This is a genomic window from Streptomyces sp. NPDC001381 (assembly GCF_042895685.1).
GTDB lineage: Bacteria > Actinomycetota > Actinomycetes > Streptomycetales > Streptomycetaceae > Streptomyces.
On sequence record NZ_JBIAWO010000009.1, the window covers coordinates 159,380 to 173,687 of the forward strand.

The 14,308-nt window shown below is 72.9% G+C and carries 12 protein-coding genes; 10 read left to right on the forward strand and 2 right to left on the reverse strand.

Going from position 1 to position 14,308, the window contains the following annotated elements; all coding sequences use genetic code 11:
- Positions 1–249: 249 nt before the first annotated feature.
- The 6 genes from ACFY2L_RS31415 to ACFY2L_RS31440 all read left to right on the forward strand — a co-directional run bounded on the left by ACFY2L_RS31415 (position 250) and on the right by ACFY2L_RS31440 (position 6,619).
- Positions 250–573 (forward strand): integration host factor, encoded by a 324-nt coding sequence (locus tag ACFY2L_RS31415; RefSeq protein ID WP_003977346.1) that lies wholly within the window; start codon positions 250–252, stop codon positions 571–573.
- Positions 574–633: 60 nt separating this feature from the next.
- Positions 634–1,227, forward strand: coding sequence for a guanylate kinase (gmk, locus tag ACFY2L_RS31420; protein WP_390662350.1), 594 nt, complete (start codon positions 634–636; stop codon positions 1,225–1,227).
- Between the two features lie 67 nt (positions 1,228–1,294).
- Positions 1,295–1,567, forward strand: a complete 273-nt coding sequence (gene rpoZ, locus ACFY2L_RS31425) for a DNA-directed RNA polymerase subunit omega (RefSeq protein WP_003988945.1) — start codon at positions 1,295–1,297, stop codon at positions 1,565–1,567.
- 122 nt (positions 1,568–1,689) lie between these two features.
- Complete coding sequence (coaBC, locus tag ACFY2L_RS31430; protein ID WP_390662351.1) at positions 1,690–2,892, forward strand: bifunctional phosphopantothenoylcysteine decarboxylase/phosphopantothenate--cysteine ligase CoaBC; 1,203 nt, start codon at positions 1,690–1,692, stop codon at positions 2,890–2,892.
- A 239-nt stretch (positions 2,893–3,131) separates the two neighbouring features.
- Positions 3,132–4,340 (forward strand): methionine adenosyltransferase, encoded by a 1,209-nt coding sequence (metK, locus tag ACFY2L_RS31435; RefSeq protein WP_390662352.1) that lies wholly within the window; start codon positions 3,132–3,134, stop codon positions 4,338–4,340.
- 131 nt (positions 4,341–4,471) lie between these two features.
- Positions 4,472–6,619 (forward strand): primosomal protein N', encoded by a 2,148-nt coding sequence (locus ACFY2L_RS31440; RefSeq protein WP_390824054.1) that lies wholly within the window; start codon positions 4,472–4,474, stop codon positions 6,617–6,619.
- Between the two features lie 282 nt (positions 6,620–6,901).
- Here the strand turns inward: ACFY2L_RS31440 and ACFY2L_RS31445 are convergent, their stop codons facing one another.
- Positions 6,902–7,453 carry a hypothetical protein gene (locus ACFY2L_RS31445; RefSeq protein ID WP_390662354.1) on the reverse strand — a complete coding sequence of 184 codons (552 nt, stop codon included), beginning with the start codon at positions 7,451–7,453 and terminating at the stop codon, positions 6,902–6,904.
- Positions 7,454–7,682: 229 nt separating this feature from the next.
- Here ACFY2L_RS31445 and fmt point away from each other — a divergent pair, with 229 nt between their 5' ends.
- Together fmt and ACFY2L_RS31455 are read left to right on the forward strand one after the other, a co-directional pair.
- On the forward strand, positions 7,683–8,615 hold the full coding sequence (fmt, locus tag ACFY2L_RS31450; RefSeq protein WP_390662355.1) for a methionyl-tRNA formyltransferase: 933 nt from the start codon (positions 7,683–7,685) through the stop codon (positions 8,613–8,615).
- Positions 8,616–8,690: 75 nt separating this feature from the next.
- Positions 8,691–10,118, forward strand: a complete 1,428-nt coding sequence (locus ACFY2L_RS31455; RefSeq protein WP_390824055.1) for an RsmB/NOP family class I SAM-dependent RNA methyltransferase — start codon at positions 8,691–8,693, stop codon at positions 10,116–10,118.
- On the opposite strand, the gene ACFY2L_RS31460 is transcribed toward ACFY2L_RS31455, so the two are convergent.
- The gene (locus ACFY2L_RS31460) at positions 10,099–12,243 is read right to left on the reverse strand and encodes an MMPL family transporter (RefSeq protein WP_390824056.1); all 2,145 of its coding nucleotides are present in this window, start codon (positions 12,241–12,243) and stop codon (positions 10,099–10,101) included. The two genes, ACFY2L_RS31455 and ACFY2L_RS31460, sit on opposite strands and share 20 nt — an antisense overlap.
- Positions 12,244–12,401: 158 nt before the next feature.
- Here ACFY2L_RS31460 and rpe point away from each other — a divergent pair, with 158 nt between their 5' ends.
- Both rpe and ACFY2L_RS31470 read left to right on the forward strand, forming a co-directional pair.
- Complete coding sequence (rpe, locus tag ACFY2L_RS31465) at positions 12,402–13,088, forward strand: ribulose-phosphate 3-epimerase (protein ID WP_390662358.1); 687 nt, start codon at positions 12,402–12,404, stop codon at positions 13,086–13,088.
- A 150-nt stretch (positions 13,089–13,238) separates the two neighbouring features.
- Positions 13,239–14,282, forward strand: coding sequence for a sugar-binding transcriptional regulator (locus ACFY2L_RS31470; RefSeq protein ID WP_133916351.1), 1,044 nt, complete (start codon positions 13,239–13,241; stop codon positions 14,280–14,282).
- The last annotated feature ends 26 nt before the right edge of the window (positions 14,283–14,308 follow it).

Below are 14,308 nucleotides of genomic sequence, written 5' to 3' on the forward strand. Positions count from 1 at the left end.
CATCCTCAAATCCGGGGCACTATGTCTGAAATATCCCGTCCTGACGGAGGCTGACCAGGACTTTTCCTCTGTTCTCGCTGACTCAGACGGAGTTGGCCGCTAGTCTCCGAGCAGTGGGGGTACCCCCACACTCTTCAAGCAGTGGGGGAGAAACGGGCAGAGCGTGTTGCTCGTGGCTCCCCAGGTGTGGGGCGACTAGGTTCCTCACCGGTCCGTATCCGACAGTTCGACATCCGAGGTGACGTAGGCGTGGCTCTTCCGCCCCTTACCCCCGAACAGCGCGCAGCCGCGCTCGAAAAGGCCGCCGCGGCTCGCCGGGAGCGGGCCGAGGTCAAGAATCGACTCAAGCACTCCGGCGCCTCCCTGCACGAGGTCATCAAGCAGGGCCAGGAGAACGACGTCATCGGCAAGATGAAGGTCTCCGCCCTGCTCGAGTCCCTTCCGGGCGTGGGCAAGGTCCGCGCCAAGCAGATCATGGAGCGACTCGGCATCTCCGAGAGCCGCCGCGTACGCGGTCTCGGGTCCAACCAGATCGCCTCCCTGGAGCGTGAGTTCGGCAGCACCGGCTCCTGATCCCGGGCACTGCCGGGAAGGGAGTCCCGGGCACTCCGGGATTGCTGGAATAATCGCTGCATGGCTGTAACACTCCGGGGGACGACCCCCGAACCCCCGGACGCACGTCCGCGGCTGACCGTGCTCTCCGGCCCCTCAGGGGTCGGCAAGAGCACGGTCGTCGCCCATATGCGCAAGGAACACCCCGAGGTCTGGCTCTCGGTGTCGGCGACGACCCGCAAGCCCCGCCCCGGCGAGCAGCACGGAGTCCACTACTTCTTCGTCACCGACGACGAGATGGACAAGCTGATCGCCAACGGTGAGCTGCTGGAGTGGGCCGAGTTCGCCGGAAACCGCTACGGCACCCCGCGCGGGGCCGTGATGGAGCGCCTGGAGTCCGGTGAGCCCGTGCTCCTGGAGATCGACCTCCAGGGTGCCCGGCAGGTCCGCGAGTCCATGTCGGACGCCCAGCTGGTGTTCCTGGCTCCCCCCTCCTGGGAGGAGCTGGTGCGCAGACTCACCGGGCGGGGCACCGAGCCGCCCGAGGTCATCGAGCGCCGGCTGGACGCCGCGAAGACCGAACTCGCGGCCGAGCCGGAGTTCGACGTGACCCTGGTCAACACCTCCGTCGAGGATGTGGCGCGTGAGCTGCTAGCCTTGATGGATGTTGTGTGATCGCGGTCCATGTGATCAGAGCCGTGTGATCACGACCATTCTTTTCCCATCCATCGGAAGGTAGAGCGTGTCCTCTTCCATCTCCGCGCCCGAGGGCATCATCAACCCGCCGATCGACGAGCTCCTCGAGGCCACCGACTCGAAGTACAGCCTCGTGATCTACGCGGCCAAGCGGGCCCGCCAGATCAACGCGTACTACTCGCAGCTCGGCGAGGGCCTCCTCGAGTACGTCGGTCCGCTCGTCGACACCCACGTCCACGAGAAGCCGCTCTCGATCGCCCTTCGCGAGATCAACGCGGGTCTGCTGACGTCCGAGGCCGTCGAGGGCCCGGCGCAGTAAGTACTACTTTCAGCTTGCAGCTGACTTTTCCACAGGCCCGGCAGTGCTCCTGCCGGGCCTGTGGTGTGTGATGGAGTCGTGCGCCGGAGCCACGGCGCGCTTCCGAGGTCCGGGGAGAGACGGTGGACAAGCCCAAGGTCGTACTGGGGGTCAGCGGTGGCATCGCCGCCTACAAGGCCTGTGAGCTGCTGAGAAGGCTCACGGAGTCCGGCCATGACGTACGGGTCGTGCCCACCGCCTCCGCGCTGCACTTCGTCGGCGCCGCCACCTGGTCCGCCCTCTCCGGCCACCCCGTCTCCACCGAGGTCTGGGACGACGTCCACGAGGTCCCGCACGTCCGCATCGGCCAGCACGCCGACCTGGTGGTCGTCGCCCCCGCCACCGCCGACATGCTGGCCAAGGCGGCCCACGGCCTCGCCGACGACCTCCTCACCAACACCCTGCTCACGGCCCGCTGCCCGGTCGTCTTCGCCCCCGCGATGCACACCGAGATGTGGGAGCACCCGGCCACCCAGGAGAACGTGGCGACGCTGCGCCGCCGCGGCGCCGTGGTGATCGAGCCGGCCGTCGGCCGCCTCACCGGTGTCGACACCGGCAAGGGACGGCTGCCCGATCCCGCCGAGATCTTCGAGATCTGCCGCCGCGTCCTGGCCAGGGGCGTGCGCGAGCCCGACCTCACCGGCAGGCATGTCGTGGTCAGCGCCGGCGGGACCCGCGAGCCGCTCGACCCGGTCCGCTTCCTCGGCAACCGCTCCTCCGGCAAGCAGGGCTACGCCCTCGCCCGCACCGCCGCCGCCCGGGGCGCCCGCGTCACGCTGATCGCGGCCAACACCGGGCTGCCCGACCCGGCCGGCGTCGACGTCGTACAGGTCGGGACGGCCGTACAGCTGCGCGAGGCCGTGCTGAAGGCGGCGGCCGACGCCGACGCGGTCGTGATGGCGGCCGCCGTGGCCGACTTCCGCCCGGAGACCTACGCCGCCGGGAAGATCAAGAAGAAGGACGGACAGGAACCCGACCCGATCGTCCTCGTACGGAATCCGGACATCCTCGCGGAGATCTCCGCCGACCGCGCCCGCCCCGGGCAGGTGGTCGTCGGCTTCGCCGCCGAGACCGACGACGTCCTCGCCAACGGCCGGACGAAGCTGCGCCGCAAGGGCTGCGACCTGCTGGTGGTGAACGAGGTGGGGGAGCGCAGGACCTTCGGCTCCGAGGAGAACGAGGCGGTCGTCCTGGGCGCCGACGGCAGTGAGACCCCGGTGCCGCACGGACCCAAGGAAGCCCTGGCCGAAACCGTGTGGGACCTGGTGGCGCCGCGCCTGAGCTGACGGTTCGATGCATCCCTCGTTCGCTCGAACGCCGCTCGATTCGGGCGTGGCGACCCTGGCCAAGGGCGCTCGGCATTCGGCAGAATGCCCGTGCCGCAGGTCACAGCGCTCCCGAGAGGCGAGACATGTGGGCCGGTGGCCGGGCTCGACCGATAAACTGTTCCAGGACGACGCCGGGCGCAGCTCCCGTCGCGTCCGCCAATGATCAGCCAGCAGCCGCTGCAACCCCAGGGAGCGTTGTGTCCCGTCGCCTGTTCACTTCGGAGTCCGTGACCGAGGGTCACCCCGACAAGATCGCTGACCAGATCAGCGACACCATCCTCGATGCGCTGCTGCGCGAGGACCCGACGTCCCGCGTCGCCGTCGAGACCCTGATCACGACCGGTCTGGTGCACGTGGCCGGCGAGGTCACCACCAAGGCCTACGCGCCGATTCCCCAGCTCGTGCGGGACAAGATCCTCGAGATCGGCTACGACTCCTCGAAGAAGGGCTTCGACGGCGCCTCCTGCGGTGTCTCGGTGTCCATCGGCGCCCAGTCCCCGGACATCGCGCAGGGCGTCGACACCGCGTACGAGACCCGGGTCGAGGGCGACGAGGACGAGCTGGACCGGCAGGGCGCCGGCGACCAGGGCCTGATGTTCGGCTACGCCTCCGACGAGACGCCGACGCTGATGCCGCTGCCGATCTTCCTGGCGCACCGCCTCTCCAAGCGGCTGTCGGACGTCCGCAAGAACGGGACCATCCCCTACCTGCGCCCCGACGGCAAGACCCAGGTCACCATCGAGTACGACGGCGACAAGGCCGTCCGCCTCGACACGGTCGTCGTCTCCTCGCAGCACGCGTCCGACATCGACCTGGACTCGCTGCTGGCTCCCGACATCCGCGAGTTCGTCGTGGAGCCGGAGCTGAAGGCGCTCCTGGACGACGGCATCAAGCTCGACACCGAGAACTACCGTCTGCTGGTCAACCCGACCGGCCGTTTCGAGATCGGCGGCCCGATGGGCGACGCCGGCCTCACCGGCCGCAAGATCATCATCGACACCTACGGCGGCTTCGCCCGGCACGGCGGCGGCGCCTTCTCCGGCAAGGACCCGTCCAAGGTCGACCGCTCGGCGGCGTACGCGATGCGCTGGGTCGCGAAGAACGTGGTCGCCGCGGGCCTGGCCGCGCGCTGCGAGGTCCAGGTCGCCTACGCCATCGGCAAGGCCGAGCCGGTCGGTCTGTTCGTCGAGACCTTCGGCACCCACAAGGTCGAGCCCGAGAAGATCGAGAAGGCCATCGACGAGGTCTTCGACCTCCGCCCGGCCGCGATCATCCGCGACCTCGACCTGCTGCGTCCGATCTACGCCCAGACCGCCGCGTACGGCCACTTCGGCCGTGAGCTGCCCGACTTCACCTGGGAGAGGACCGACCGGGTGGAGGAGCTGCGCAAGGCCGCCGGCCTGTAGTCCCCGTCCGTCACCCAGGGGCCCGGCTCTCACCCGTGAGAGCCGGGCCCCTGGCGTGTGCGCGGGCCCCGCCCGCCGGACGCTCCACTCCGAGCGGGCTGTTGTCGGTGCCGTCGGGTAAGAATGCAGGGGTGAGCAGCGAGTACGGGCAAGGGGGCGGGACCGGGGAGGGTGCGCCGCCGGAGCAGCTCGCGTTGATCCGGGAGAGCGTGCGCAAGGCCAAGGCGCCCCGGGCCAAGCCGCGGACGTGGCGGGGCGCCGCGCTGGCGGGGGAGCTGCCGGTCGCACGGGTGCTCGTCGACAAGGGCGTGCTGCATCTGGACCGGTACTTCGACTACGCGGTGCCCGCCGAGCTGGACGCCGACGCCCAGCCGGGCGTGCGGGTGCGGGTCCGGTTCGGGGCCGGCCGCGGCCGGGTGCGGGAGGGGCGGCGCGAGGGCGGAGGGCTCATCGACGGGTTCCTCGTCGAGCGGCTCGCCTCGTCCGACTACTCCGGGCCGCTCGCGGCCCTCGCCCAGGTGGTGTCGCCCGAGCCGGTGCTGAGTCCGGAGCTGCTGGCGCTCGCGCGGGCCGTCGCCGACCGGTACGCCGGGAGTCTGGCCGATGTGCTCCAGCTGGCCGTGCCGCCGCGCAGCGCGCGGGCCGAACAGCGGCCCTCACCCCCGCCGATGCCCCCGCCGCCGGCACCGGCGCCCGGGTCCTGGGCGCGGTACGGGCGTGGGGGCGCGTTCCTGGAGTCGCTGGCGTCCGGAGGTGCGCCGCGCGCCGTGTGGAACGCGCTGCCGGGCCCCCTGTGGAGCGAGGAGCTCGCGCGGGCCGTCGCCGCGACGCTCGCCTCGGGACGCGGCGCGCTGGTCGTCGTACCGGACGGACGGGCCGCCGCTCGGGTGGACGCGGCGCTGACGGCTCTGCTGGGTGAGGGGCGGCATGCGCTGCTCACCGCCGACGCCGGGCCCGAGAAGCGGTACCGGGAGTGGCTGGCGGTGCGCCGCGGCTCCGTGCGGGCCGTCGTCGGCACACGGGCCGCGATGTTCGCTCCCGTACGGGATCTGGGGCTGGTCGCCCTCTGGGACGACGGGGACGACAGCCACAGCGAGCTGCACGCGCCGCAGCCCCATGCGCGCGAGGTGCTGCTGCTGCGCGCCGCCCAGGACGGGTGCGGGTTCCTGATGGGGGGCTGGAGCTGCACCGTGGAGGGCGCGCAGCTCGTGGAGAGCGGGTGGGCGCGGCCGCTGATCGCCACGCGCGAGCAGGTGCGGCAGGCCGCGCCGCTGGTGCGGACCGTGGGGGACCAGGACCTGGCACGGGACGAGGCCGCGCGCGCCGCCCGGCTGCCCACCCTCGCCTGGCAGGCCGCCAGGGAGGGGCTGCGGCACGGCCCGGTGCTCGTCCAGGTGCCACGACGGGGTTACGTGCCGCGGATGGCGTGTGCGCAGTGCCGGGCCGCCGCTCGCTGCCGGCACTGCTCCGGGCCGTTGGAGGCGCGGGACGGCGGGGCGCTGTGGTGCGGCTGGTGCGGGCGTGGGGAGAGCGCCTGGCACTGTCCGGAGTGCGGGTCCTTCCGGCTGCGGGCCCAGATCGTGGGCGCGCGGCGGACCGCCGAGGAGCTGGGACGGGCCTTTCCCGCCGTTCCGGTGCGCACGTCCGGGCGTGAGCATGTGCTGGACACGGTGCCCGGGGCGCCGGCGCTGGTCGTCAGCACGCCGGGGGCCGAGCCGGTGGCCGAGGGCGGGTACGCGGCGGCGCTGCTGCTCGACGGCTGGGCCATGCTGGGGCGCCCCGATCTGCGGGCCGGTGAGGACGCGCTGCGCCGCTGGATCGCGGCAGCGGCGCTGGTGCGGCCGCAGGGGGACGGGGGGACCGTGGTCGTCGTCGCCGAGCCGACCTTGCGGCCGGTGCAGGCGCTGGTGCGATGGGACCCCGTGGGGCATGCGCTGCGGGAACTCGCCGAGCGGGCCGAGCTGGGCTTTCCGCCGGTGTCGCGGATGGCGGCGGTGTCGGGGACCGCGGAGGCGGTGGCCGCGTTCCTGGGCGCCGTGGAGCTGCCGGGGGAGGCCGAGGTGCTGGGGCCCGTGCCGCTGCCGGTCGATCCCCCGGGGCGTCCCCGGCGGCCGGGGACGCCGCCGCCCGGGGAGCACTGGGAACGGGCGCTGGTCCGGGTGCCGCCGGGCAGGGGGGCGGCGCTGGCCGCCGCGTTGAAGGCGGCGCAGGCGGCCCGGATGGCCCGAGGCGGGGAAGAGGCCGTGCGGGTGCGGATCGACCCGGCGGACATCGGCTGACGTATGCGGGGTCGGTGGGGTTGGGTGTGCGGCGGGCGGCGTGGGGGCGGATGCCGGCTGGTGTACGCGGGGCCGGTGGGGTTGCGTGGGGCGAGCATCGGCTGATGGACGCGGGGTCGGTGAGGTTGGGTGGGCGGTGGGCGGTGGGCGGCGTGGGCGGCGCGGACGTCGGCTGACGTACGCCGGGCCGGCCCGTGGCGGTCCGCGCGCGGCAGGGGGCGGCACTGGGGCGGACATGCGGACGCCCTCTCGGGAGGGGCCGAGAGGGCAGGAGTGGGGGCGTCAGCCGTTGCGCGGGCCGGGGAAGGCGGTCGGCCTCGCCTCTTCGCGCAGGGCCGGGCTGCCCGCCGTCGGCTGGGTCGGCATGGAGCGGGCCGCGGGGACGGTGGGTACCGCCGGGACCGTCGGGATGCCCGTGTTCACGCCGACCGTGCGGGCGCCGGTCGCCTCCGGGGTCCGTTCCGCCTCCGCGGGCGCCTGGGCGGCGGCACGGCGGGCGCCGTAGCGACGGTGGACCGCCTGCTTGGTGACGCCGAGCGCGGAGCCCACCGCGTCCCACGAGAAGCCGAGCGAACGGTCGAAGTCCACCGCCGCGGTGACCAGGGTCTCGACACTGTCCCGGAGTTCCTGGGCGAGGCGGACCGTCGGGGCGGGGGCGCGTCCGTAGACGACGAAGCCCGTGGAGGGGCCGGAGCGGCGCGGGCGGTAGACGTTGCCCAGCTGGGCGGTGAGGGTGCGCAGCGCGTCCACCTGCCGGCGGACCCGCTCGATGTCCCGCACCAGCAAGTGCAGGCTGGCCCGGGCCTGGGCGTCGTGGGTTGCATGGTCGGCCATGAACAAGCCTCTCGAACCGGCGTGAAGAAAGGGTCAACTTTTTCTTGACCAACGCGGGTTCGCTCCGCTGGTCACGGTGTGGGGGCGTGTGGGCATATGCGGGCGCCCCCCGGTGGGACGTGCGCGGCTCCGTCCTCCGGTGGAGGTCCGTGCCGTCGGCGGCCTCTCATCCGTGGTCATAAACTTGTGCGTTGCCCGTCGTCCGTTCGTCCGAGAGGCCCGTCCCTTCATGAAGCTCGTCTTCGCCGGTACCCCCGAGGTCGCCGTACCCGCTCTGGACGCTCTGATCGCCTCCGGGCGGCATGAGGTGGCCGCCGTGGTGACGCGGCCCGACGCGCCGGCCGGGCGAGGGCGCCGGCTGGTCGCCTCTCCCGTCGCGCAGCGGGCCGAGGAGGCGGGCATCGAGGTGCTGAAGCCCGGACGGCCCCGGGAGCCCGAGTTCCTGGAGCGGCTCAAGGAGATCGCGCCGGACTGCTGCCCCGTCGTCGCCTACGGCGCGCTGCTGCCCAAGGCGGCCCTCGACATTCCCGCCCACGGCTGGGTCAACCTGCACTTCTCGCTGCTGCCCGCGTGGCGCGGCGCCGCGCCCGTCCAGCACGCCCTCATGGCGGGGGACGAGATCACCGGCGCCTCCACGTTCCTGATCGAGGAGGGCCTCGACTCCGGCCCGGTCTACGGCACCGTCACCGAGGAGATCCGTCCCACCGACACCAGCGGCGACCTGCTCACCCGCCTCGCCTTCGCCGGCGCCGGGCTGCTCGCCGCGACCATGGACGGGATCGAGGACGGCACCCTGAAGGCCGTACCGCAGCCCGCCGAGGGCATCACCCTCGCTCCCAAGATCACCGTCGAGGACGCCCTGGTCGACTGGACCGCCCCGGCACTGCGCGTCGACCGTGTCGTGCGCGGCTGCACCCCGGCCCCCGGTGCCTGGACGACCTTCCGGGGCGAGCGGCTCAAGCTCATCCAGGTGCGGCCCGTGCCGGGGCGTGACGACCTCGCGCCGGGCGCGCTGGCCGTGGGCAAGAACAGCGTGCACGCCGGCACCGGGTCGTACGCCGTGGAGCTGCTGTGGGTGCAGGCACAGGGCAAGAAGCCGATGCGGGCCGCCGACTGGGCGCGCGGTGTGCGCATCGGCGACGGTGAGCGGGTCGGGGCGTAACGCTCCTGCACCGGCCCCGCGCCCACGCCGTACGCTGGACGCGTCTTCCCTCCTGCAATCCGGAGCACCTTTTTCGTGAGCGAGCAGTCCCGCCGTCCCCGCAGACCCGCCAAGCCCCACCGCCGGCCCCAGAAGGACCCCGTCCGCATCCTCGCCTACGAGGCGCTGCGCGCCGTGGACGAGCGGGACGCGTACGCCAACCTGGTGCTGCCCCCGCTGCTGCGCAAGGCGCGGGAGAAGGAGGGACCCGACAAGTTCGACGGGCGGGACGCCGCGCTGGCCACCGAGCTGGTGTACGGGACGCTGCGGCGGCAGGGGACGTACGACGCCGTGCTCTCCGCCTGTGTGGACCGCCCGCTCCGGGAAGTCGATCCGCCGGTGCTCGACGTGCTGAGCCTCGGCGTGCACCAGCTGCTCGGGACGCGGATCCCCACCCACGCCGCCGTCTCCGCCTCGGTCGAGCTGGCGCGGGTCGTGCTCGGGGACGGGCGGGCCAAGTTCGTCAACGCCGTGCTGCGGAAGGTCGCCCAGCACGATCTCGACGGCTGGCTGGAGCAGGTCGCGCCGCCGTACGACGACGATCCCGAGGACCACCTCGCCGTGGTGCACTCGCACCCGCGCTGGGTCGTCTCCGCGCTGTGGGACTCGCTCGGCGGCGGGCGCGCCGGTATCGAGGACCTGCTCGAAGCCGACAACGAGCGGCCCGAGGTGACCCTCGTCGCCCGGCCCGGCCGGGCCACCACCGAGGAACTGCTCCGGGAGGAGGCCGCGGTGCCCGGGCGCTGGTCGCCCTACGCCGTGCGGCTCACCGAGGGCGGGGAGCCCGGCGCCGTCGACGCCGTGCGGGAGGGACGGGCCGGGGTGCAGGACGAGGGGAGCCAGCTCGTCGCGCTCGCCCTCGCCGCCGCGCCGCTGGACGGACCGGACGAGAAGTGGCTCGACGGGTGCGCCGGCCCCGGCGGCAAGGCCGCGCTGCTCGCCGCCCTCGCCGCCGAACGCGGGGCCACCCTGCTCGCCTCCGAGAAGCAGCCGCACCGCGCCGGGCTGGTGGCGAAGGCCCTGCACGGCAACCCTGGGCCCTACCAGGTCATCGCCGCCGACGGGACGCGACCGCCGTGGCGGCCCGGCTCCTTCGACCGTGTGCTGATGGACGTGCCCTGCACCGGGCTCGGTGCGCTGCGGCGCCGGCCCGAGGCGCGCTGGCGGCGCCGCCCGGAGGACCTCGACGGGTTCGCGCCCCTGCAGCGCGGGTTGCTGCGCACCGCCCTGGAGTCCGTGCGGGTCGGGGGCGTCGTCGGCTACGCCACCTGCTCACCGCATCTCGCGGAGACCCGGGCGGTCGTAGCCGACGTGCTCAAGCAGTTCCCGCAGGCCGAGCTGTTCGACGCGCGGCCGCTGCTGCCGGGGGTGCCGGCGCTCGGCGACGGTCCCGACGTCCAGCTGTGGCCGCATCTGCACGGCACCGACGCCATGTACCTGGCGCTCATCCGCCGGACCGGGTGACCGGCTCCGGTGCGCTCGGGGCCGGCGCCCGCCCGTCGTCCCGGGCCAGCCGGTGCGGCCACCACACCTTCGGACCCACGTCCAGGAACAGTGCCGGGACCAGCACCGACCGGACGACGAAGGTGTCCAGCAGGACGCCCAGCGCGACCGCGAAGCCGATCTCGGCGAAGGCGACCATGGGGAGCGTGCCGAGGGCGGCGAAAGTGCCCGCCAGCACCAGGCCGGCCGAGGTGATGACCGAGCCCGTCGTGGCGAGTCCCGTCACCACGCCCTTCCGGGTGCCCTGGCGGGCCGCCTCCTCGCGGATACGGGTGGTCAGGAAGATGTTGTAGTCGATGCCCAGGGCCACCAGGAACACGAAGACGAACAGGGGGAAGTCCGTCGACTCGCCCGCGTAGTCGAACAGGTGGCGGAAGGCCAGCGCGCTGATGCCCAGGGCCGACGCGAAGGACAGGATCACCGTCCCGACCAGCAGCAGCGGGGCGACGACGGCGCGCAGCAGGGCGCCGAGGATCAGCAGGACGACGGCCAGGACCAGCGGGATGATCAGCAGGTTGTCGTGCGTGGTCGCCCTGTCCATGTCCAGCAGGGCCGCCGTGCCGCCGCCGACCTTGGCGTCGGCGTCGGGCACCGCGTGCACGGCGTCCCGGACCCGCTCCACGGTCTGTTTGGCGGCCTCGCTGTCCGCCGGGGCGGCCATGGTGGCCTCGAACAGCACCTTGCCGTCGTAGAGGGGTTTCGTGCCCTGGGGGAGGCCGAGCGAGGTCGGCACGACGCCCTCGGTGGCGGCCACCACCTGGCCCACCTGCCGGGCCTGGGCCTGGTCGGACACGATGACCAGCGGGTCGCCGCTGCCCGCCGGGAAGTACTCCTCGGACACCTGCTGGCCGGTGATCGAGTCGGGTTTGCCGGTGAAGGCGTCCGCGTTGCTGATGCCCTCGGCGCGCAGCTGGATCAGGCCCAGGGAGCAGACGGCCAGGACGAGCGCGGTCACCGCCCAGATCATGCGCGGGTTGCGGGCGATGCCGCGGCCCGTGCGGGCCCAGACACCGCGCTCCGTCGGATCCGGCGTGCCGAAGTGCGGGATGACCGGCCAGAAGATCCAGCGGCCGCAGATCACCAGCAGGGCGGGGAAGAGGGTCATCATCGCGAGCAGGGCCACCGCCACGCCGATGGCCGCCACCGGACCCAGACCGGCGGTGGAGTTCATCTCGGCGGCCATCAGCACGAGCATGCTCAGGACCACCGTGGCGCCCGAGGCCAGCACCGCCGGGCCCGCCCGGTGCAGGGCCAGCGCCATCGCCTCGTGGCGGTCCTCGTGACGGCGCAGCTCCTCCCGGTAACGGGCCACGAGCAGCAGGGCGTAGTCGGTTCCCGCCCCGAACACCAGGACCGTGAGGATGCCGGCGCTCTGTCCGTTCACCGTCAGGCCCCCGTGCTCGGCCAGGAAGTAGATCAGGGCCTGGGCCGTGAACAGGGCGGCCACCACGCCGAGCAGGGGGACCAGCAGCAGGGTGGGACTGCGGTATGTGATCAGGAGCATGACGATGACGACGGCCATCGCCGACAGCAGCAGCGTCGAGTCGATGCCCTCGAACGCCTCGGAGAAGTCGGCGGACGTGCCGCCCGGCCCGGTGATGTGCACGGCCAGACCGGCCCCGCCCTTGCCGGTGACGTCCCGGATCGAGTCGACGGCCGGGGCGATCCGCTCCCAGCCCTTCTCGTCCATGGTGATCGGCACGTAGATCTGCGCGGCGCGCGGGTCCGCCTGGCGGTCGTAGACCGGGCCGCGGGTCTCGGCGCCCCGGATGCCGTGGTCCGTGAGCTGCTTGAGCCGACCCGCGTCCGCGGTGATCTGCGCGCGGTCCTGGGCCGTCAGGCCGCCGTCACGGGCGTAGACGACGACCGCCGGGATCTGTTCCGGCCGGAAGTCCTTGGAGATCTCCAGGACCTGCGTGGACTCGGCCGAGCCCGGCAGCCAGGAGGCCGCGTCGTTGTCCTGGGCGTCGGTCAGCTTCGAGGCGAAGGGCGCCACCAGGAACAGCACGACGAGCCACAGGGCCAGCACCAGCCACTTGGCACGCCGGCCGCAGACGAGATGCGCGATCCCTCGGTGCCCGTTCATACCCACCCCCGCGACAGCGCTCCACGGGCGCGGGGCTCCGACCCGCGCGGCCGCGCCGCGCGGGTGCGACCGGCCACCGACGGCCCGCACCGTTCGTACGACGGTATCCATCCGGGACCGGTGCGGCTAACCCCTGGAGGGCATGGCAGGCTTGGGTCATGGCCGTGCAGATCAACCCCAGCATTCTGTCCGCCGATTTCGCCCGCCTCGCGGACGAGGCGAAGTCGGTGGAAGGAGCCGACTGGCTCCATGTCGACGTCATGGACAACCATTTCGTCCCGAACCTCACGCTCGGTGTGCCGGTCGTAGAGTCCCTGGCCCGTGCGACGGAGACTCCGCTGGACTGCCATCTGATGATCGAGGCCCCCGATCGCTGGGCCCCGCAGTACGTCGAGGCGGGTGCCTCGTCCGTCACCTTCCATGTCGAGGCGGCCGCCGCGCCGGTGCGACTCGCCCGCGAGATCCGCGCCAAGGGCGCCCGCGCCTCCATGGCGCTCAAGCCCGCGACGCCCATCGAGCCGTACGAGGACCTGCTGCCCGAACTCGACATGCTGCTGATCATGACGGTCGAGCCGGGCTTCGGGGGCCAGGCGTTCCTCGACATCATGCTCCCGAAGATCCGCCGCACCCGCGAGTTGATCAGCAAGCACGGCCTCCAGCTGTGGCTCCAGGTCGACGGCGGTGTCTCGGCCTCGACGATCGAGCGGTGCGCGGAGGCCGGCGCGGACGTGTTCGTCGCCGGTTCCGCCGTCTACGGCGCCGAGGACCCCGCCGAGGCGGTCCGCGCCCTGCGCGCCCAGGCGGAGGCGACGACCGCGCAGGCGAGCTGGGCCTGCGCCCACTGAACCGCCCGCCTTCTGAACAGGGGGCGGACGGCATACGTAGCCCACGGAATACGCGGCCCACGCGGCCACGGGGCCACAGGTACGTGAACGGCTCTCATCAGGGCTGATCAAGTGCGCCGGATCTGCAAGGATGAACGGCGTATCCAGAGTGTGAACAGCAGTGAGGAGATCGCCGTGTCGGGTATGTCGGCGGGCCGGTCAGCCATGCGGATGGGACCCGCAGAGCTGGTGCAGGCGGCGGCCATGGCCCGCCGCTTCTACCTCGAGGGCAAGTCCAAGATCCAGATCGCGGAGGAGTTCGGCGTCAGCCGCTTCAAGGTGGCCCGGGTCCTGGAGACCGCTCTCGAACGGGATCTCGTACGGATCGAGATCCGCGTGCCGGCCGAGCTGGACGCGGAGCGCTCCGACGCGCTCCGCGCCCGGTACGGCCTCAGGCACGCCGTGGTGGTCGAGTCCCCGGCCGAGGCCGAGGACTCGCCCGACCCCGAGAACCTGGGAGAAGTGGCCGCCGACCTGCTCGGCGAGCTCGTGAACGAAGGGGACGTCCTGGGCCTGGCCTGGGGCCGCTCCACCATCCACATGGCGGCGGCGCTGGACCGGCTGCCGCCGTGCACGGTGGTGCAGCTGACCGGCGTGTACGACGCCGGCACCGCCGAACGCGGCTCGGTCGAGGCCGTCCGCCGCGCCGCCCAGGTCTCCGGCGGCGACGCGCACCCCATCTACGCGCCGATGCTGCTGCCGGACGCGGCCACCGCGGCCGCGCTGCGCAACCAGACCGGGATCGCCCGGGCCTTCGAGTACTTCGACAAGGTCACGGTCGCCTGTGTCTCCATCGGCTCCTGGGAGCCCGGCATCTCGACGGTGCACGACATGCTCAGCGACGAGGAGCGGGCCCACTACGCCTCGCTCGGCGTCGCCGCCGAGATGTCCGCGCACCTCTTCGACGCCGAGGGCCGCCGGGTCGGGCGCGACCTGGGCGAGCGGTGCATCACGGTCAAGGCCGACCAGCTCCGCCGTATCCCCGAGGTCGTCGCGATCGCGGGCGGGCAGCGCAAGGCCGCCGCGATCGACGCGGTGCTGCGGTCCGGGCTCGTCACCAGCCTGGTGACGGACACCTCCGCGGCCGACTACCTGATGACGGCCGGCCCGACCCCGAAGCCGGCCCTCAACCGGGCGGACCCGGACGGGATCTGAGGGAAGACCAGAAGGGGGGCGGTCGG

Bases quoted from the DNA above. Each gene is read 5' to 3' on its own strand.
- gmk (WP_390662350.1), top strand. From the start codon at position 634: ATGGCTGTAACACTCCGGGGGACGACCCCCGAACCCCCGGACGCACGT.
- ACFY2L_RS31445 (WP_390662354.1), bottom strand. From the start codon at position 7,453: ATGGCCGACCATGCAACCCACGACGCCCAGGCCCGGGCCAGCCTGCAC.
- fmt (WP_390662355.1), top strand. From the start codon at position 7,683: ATGAAGCTCGTCTTCGCCGGTACCCCCGAGGTCGCCGTACCCGCTCTG.
- ACFY2L_RS31460 (WP_390824056.1), bottom strand. From the start codon at position 12,243: ATGAACGGGCACCGAGGGATCGCGCATCTCGTCTGCGGCCGGCGTGCC.
- rpe (WP_390662358.1), top strand. From the start codon at position 12,402: ATGGCCGTGCAGATCAACCCCAGCATTCTGTCCGCCGATTTCGCCCGC.